This is a genomic window from Larkinella arboricola (assembly GCF_003259745.1).
Classification (GTDB): Bacteria; Bacteroidota; Bacteroidia; order Cytophagales; family Spirosomataceae; genus Larkinella; species Larkinella arboricola.
In genome coordinates, this window is sequence record NZ_QLMC01000027.1 from 1 (window position 1) to 5,526 (window position 5,526).

Consider the following 5,526-nt stretch of genomic DNA (forward strand, 5'->3'; position numbering starts at 1 on the left):
CGGACCAGTGCCTTAAAATGGGGCTTGTTAAACCGTGAACAGGGGCAGTCCGGGTTAAAAAAATGCAGGAGAACGGGTTTATTGGCCGGTAACGCCAGGCGGTCCTGTAAAGCAATCACGGTTCCGGTTTTCACCGGCTTATAATTTTCGGGGACGGGCGTAGGCAACTGATACAGCCAGTCGTTATACCAAAACAAGGCTATAACCGCTGAAAGCAGCACCAATAACCACATCATCACCAAACTTTTTCGTATCATAATACGTGCTTTATTTGCTCCCATAAACCCACTGACAGCGCAAAAGCCGCTAATTGTTCAGTTACACTGTTGTTGGAAAGTAGCTCGTGGCACTAGGGAAAGGCAATAACAATGCCATGTTTATATCTATAAGTGATCGATAACATTTACGATAGCTTTAGCGGTAGTACGGTTACTTGAGTCGGTTGCCGGGAAGCTAAATTTGTATGACACTAAAATAGCCGTGCCTGTTGGTCCAAGAAAAATATGCCTTCTTGAATGGCTCTGCTGACCCGGAATCGCGGCGGGATTTACCTTCAACCAGCAGCGTATCCAAAAACTAAGCTTTTTGGCGAATCAATTTGTAAGAGGAGCGAATAGGAAAGCGATTTAGTCCAGGCAGGTATACCAAAATTTGATGGTGCTTCAGTAAACCATGGATATTTGAAGCAGCATCTGGGCCCGGTTACTTAGATTCTATGGCTAGCATTCTTTCATGCCTTTTGGTGAGGATTCAGAGCCATAAACACAAGTCCATCCCCGGCCCGATGGATTGTTCGTGAAGAACGGTAGAAAGATCATCTGGTTTACATTTTGTGGCGTACCAGACTCGCTATCCTTGATGGGGATCTTTACGGCCCGGCTATTATCGGGTTTCTGTCAAAACAGAAGTTGGGAGCCAGCAGTGGCTTGCCGGTTTTGTCAGTAACCTGTTGCATGAACCTCTTCCGGAAGGCATTACCCTAGACGTAGCAACTTCTGCCAGCGACTATACGCTGAATATGGATAAAACCAGGTCGCATTTATTAGTGGTGGGGGGTACAGAGAACTCCTTTTGTGAGTATGCTGAAATACCTGATTTCAGCGGGAAAAGACCGGCCCATCATCAGGATTGGGGGCTTCCGGGGAAACGCGGTTGCCACCGCATTATGTCGGTATATACCCTTTACGAAAACTCGATGGCCAGGACCAGGATACTGATTCCAAAGCGTATGTAGAACGGAGCAAAGAGAAGAAGGCTATCTACCGGATACGGATTACTGCCTCTGTGGTCCTGGCGAATTTATAAAAAAGCCTATTGAGAACCTCCATTCTCCGGGAGTGGATGCCCGCACCATTCACTTTGAAGACTTTGGCCCTGCTATTCAGGGGGAAGTAACCGAAAAGCCCTTTTTCTAACACCGGTAGCCCACCTCTTTGCTCACTAAAGTCCCTTGTAAAAACAAAAAGACGGATTATTTACTATACTTGAGCGCCTAGCGGTTTCAGACTTGTTCTTTGGTCCAATGCCGGGACGCTCCTGGAACGCAATCCAACATCCGAATCATTCCCCGCAAGCCAGCCGATCGGCTAACCGGCCAGAGGACTGCACGCAGGCCCTTGAATCGGTTAGTCTCCTGTTTTAGAACTTATTGAAAATAAGCTGGTTTCCTTACTTGTAACCAGGCGATGACCATGCCCCAACTGCCTTCCAATATCCTGCTTGCCACGTACCGTATGGCCTTCGAAAGCATGAGCCAGGGCTTTTGCCTGCTGGAAAAAGTCGCTACGGCGGCGGGTGCTCCCAGCGATTTTCGCTACCTGTTGACCAATCACGCCTTCGAAGAGCAGTCGGGTCTTCTTCAGGTGGTGGGCAAAACGTTGCGGCAAGTACTTCCTGCGGTAGAAGATTCCATCATGGCCCAGTTTGAGGCCGTGGCCTTAACGGCACAACCGGTTAAGTTCGAGGGCTACATTACTTCCCTGGACCGCTGGATGGAGGTGCAGGTCTTTCCCATCACCGATCAGGTACCCACCCCAATCGGCGTCTTATTTACCAATGTAACCCCACGCAAAAAAGATCAGGATGCCCTGCGGCAATCGGAAGAGAAGTACCGCACCTTATTTAACTCCATTGACGAGGCCTATGTCTTCTGTCAGATCCTGACCGATCCGGCGGGCCAGCCCCTGGATTACCGGTTTCTGGAGATGAATCCGGCCTTTGAGCGCCTGACGGGCCTGACCATCGAAAATGTGCTGGACCAAACGGCCCGTCAGGCCGTACCCGGACTGGAGGACTCTTGGATTGATACCTACGGCCGGGTAGCCCTTCAGGGCGAAACGGTCCGGTTTGAAAGAAGGGTCGTCGCCTTAAACCGCTGGTACGATGTGTACGCGGGTCCGGTCGGTGAGCGTGGCAGTGGGCTATTCGCGGTGGTCTTCAAAGATATCACCGAGCGCAAACGCCAGCAGACTCATCAGGACCTGTTAGCCGATATCAGTGAAGCCATCGCCGACCAGGGGGATACCCAGGAAATTATGAGCATCGTTGGCCAGAAGCTCAGGGCTGTTTTTCCCATTTCCTCCTTTAGTATCTGGCAGATTCAGTCCGACGTCGACGAAGCGTACCGGGGTTTGTGGTGGTCCCAGGACCAGCTGCTACCACCTGAGAAAGCTAATCTTTTAGCCTTCTTTAGTCCGGACACCATCCGGCGGCTGCGCCAGGGGGAAAATATCGTGATTGCCGATACCCAAACCGATGCCCAAGCTCATGCCCCGGCTTTCCACGCTCTGGGCATTGGCTCCTACCTGGGCCTGCCTTCTAGCCGGGAGGCCAGCTGGAAATCGATGCTGGCCTTCTTTTCGCCGGTTGCCTACGACTGGCAGCCCGACCAGGTGGCCCTGCTGACGGATGTGATGAACCGGCTGCTGCCGCGCCTCGAGCGCGTCCAGGCTGAGGAGGCCTTGCGGGCCAGCCAGGCCCGGTTGTCGGCTGTATTCGAAAGCCTGCCCATTGGGGTGGCCGAAGTTGACACCAACGGTAGACTGGTGCTGGCCAACCGGGAGATGCAGCGGTTTGCCCCGACGGGAATCGTCCCCGCCCGGGACCCGGAACGCCAGGATCGCTGGTGGGCGTATCACCCGGACGGCCGCCGGTTGGTACCCGACGAATACCCCGGTACCCGGGCGCTGCGGGGGGAGCGGGTGGTGCCCGGCCTGGAAATGCTTTATACCCCGGAGGAGGGGCCTGCCATTTGGACCCGGGTGGTGGCCGTGCCAATTCGGGAGGATGAGGGCGGGATGACGGGGATCGTGGTTCTCATCACCGACATCAGTGAATTAAAACAGGCCGAAGAGGCCCTGAAAGAAGCCGGTCGGCGCAAGGATGAGTTTCTGGCCATGCTGGCCCATGAACTGCGCAACCCCCTGGCCAGCATCCGCCTGGGTATAGGCCTGCTGAGCTGGACGGACGAAACCGATCCGGTCCACCAGCAAACCGTGCGCCTGATCAATGGGCAGGTCAATCACCTGGTCCGGCTGGTCGATGAGCTGCTGGATGTGGGCCGCATCAGCCGGGGTAAAATCCTGCTTAAGCCTGAACGTGTTGAACTCGGAGCTCTAGTGTCGGAGGCCATCGAAGCAATTCGTCCCCAGTATGCGGCTCTCCACAAGCAGCTCCACCTAACCGACTCACCCTTTCCTCTGTTCATTCATGCAGATTCTGCCCGGATCTTACAGGTGGTGACCAACCTCTTGGCCAATGGGCTGCGTTATACCGGCCCGCAGGGGCAGGTCTGGGTGAATTTGACGGCTCAAAACGGGGAAGCTATGGTACGGGTAGCCGATAACGGTATTGGCCTGGCTCAGGACCAGCTGGAGGCCATCTTCGAGTTGTTTGTCCAGGTGGATACGTCCCTGGCGCGTTCACAGGGCGGATTAGGTCTTGGCTTAACGCTGGTCAAGCGGCTGGTGGAAAAGCACGGGGGACGGGTTGAGGCCTTTAGCCCAGGCTTGGGTCAGGGCAGTGAGTTTGTTATTTGCTTACCGCTACTAGAGGAAGCCCCAAAAGACCGATCGTCCCAAGTAACCACGGCCTCTGCCAAGCCAGCCAGTCAGCGGATTCTGGTGATTGATGACAATCAGGGGCTGGTCTTTCTGCTGGCCCAGACGCTCAGGCAAAGAGGCTATCAAGTACATACGTGCCACAGTGGCCGCGAGGGCCTGCAGGCCGCCGAGGAACTACGCCCGGGGGTGATTCTGTGCGATATTGGGATGCCCGAGCTGGATGGCTACGAAACCTGTCGAGTGATCCGACAGCAGCCCTGGGGTCAGGAGGTTGTGTTAATCGCTATTACCGGGTATGGTGAGGAGGAAGATAAACAACGAGCGAAGCAGGCGGGCTTTGATGCGCATCTGGTGAAACCGATTGATCTGCAGGCTTTGATCTCGTTACTGGAAGAGCTGCCTGCCCGGGAGTAAAGCTTACTAACCGAAACCGGTTTGTTGATGCGTAGGCCATGTAAGTGAACACACTATAATTTGATCTTAATATTGGACTTGCTGCATTTGACTGGACATTAAGTTAAGCAGGATCTAACTTATTGGAAAGGGGATAAAGGGAAAGGTTCCGCCAATACTTATAAATCTAGTGATCGACACCACTATGCCAGGAACAGGTTCCCGTCCGGTTGCGCGGCTGTGCCATCTATCCACACAAACACAACCGGTTCATCCTTTTGAAACCCGGGTATAACAACCTCCTACACAAATCACGATCACGCAAAGCGTTAACAGCCTGGCGCGTAAAGCTCTCATCACTAAAATTGTCAATAATCTCTCCTATTAAAAATGCGCCCCAAACTAGCCAAAGAGACTCATTTTTGCTGCTCCTTTTTTGGAAGGGCCGTTCTGAATCCTTACTATAAAACCTCCCTTACCATAAACCAATCAAAACACAAGAATAAAGGAACTGTAAGTAGGAGGATAAGCGGATTAAAGGGACAGGGCTCCTAATCATGGTTGAACTTGCAACAGTGCGCTGGAGATTTTTCTTAAGCCGCCATTGGGGGAGGTGTAAAAACAAGACTTTTGTTGACTAGGGGTCTGGTATTGTAAGTTTGAATGTTTCCGTCGATGATTATACCGCCGGGCGGCCCCGCAGCCCTCAATGTAGTGTACGTCGTCAGCAGAAAGTGGACAACTTAAGTTGGAAAGGGAAGAGAGGCTTTAAGCGCTTTGTGCTTGCTGACAAATATAATTTTTCCGCCGTTGCAACAGCGTTAAGTGCTTGACTTTTTGCCGTTCCGCCAACAGATCCTGCTGGCGGCCCCAGTAAACGTCAGCTGGTGTCACATTATTAAGTGATTCATGGTAGCGATGATTGTTATAATAATCGACCCATTCACCAATCCGCCTACTCAACTCATCGGGACTGTAATAGTGTTCAAGCAAGACAACGTTTTTCATTGACCGGTGATAGCGCTCAATTTTACCCTGGGTCATGGGATGGAAAGGGGCGCTTCGAATGTGG

General features: G+C 52.7%; 3 protein-coding genes. 1 reads left to right on the forward strand and 2 read right to left on the reverse strand.

Features of this window, described 5'->3' with window-relative positions; all coding sequences use genetic code 11:
- A partial coding sequence (locus LX87_RS28375) for a hypothetical protein (RefSeq protein WP_211325392.1) occupies window positions 1-257 on the reverse strand: 257 nt, incomplete at its 3' end.
- A gap of 1,434 nt (window positions 258-1,691) precedes the next feature.
- Here LX87_RS28375 and LX87_RS28380 point away from each other — a divergent pair.
- Window positions 1,692-4,475 carry a PAS domain S-box protein gene (locus LX87_RS28380; protein WP_170139502.1) on the forward strand — a complete coding sequence of 928 codons (2,784 nt, stop codon included), beginning with the start codon at window positions 1,692-1,694 and terminating at the stop codon, window positions 4,473-4,475.
- 747 nt (window positions 4,476-5,222) lie between these two features.
- Here the strand turns inward: LX87_RS28380 and LX87_RS28385 are convergent.
- Window positions 5,223-5,526: integrase core domain-containing protein (locus LX87_RS28385; RefSeq protein WP_146624572.1), on the reverse strand; the 304-nt coding region annotated here is incomplete at its 5' end.

Bases quoted from the DNA above. Each gene is read 5' to 3' on its own strand.
- LX87_RS28380 (WP_170139502.1), top strand. From the start codon at position 1,692: ATGCCCCAACTGCCTTCCAATATCCTGCTTGCCACGTACCGTATGGCC.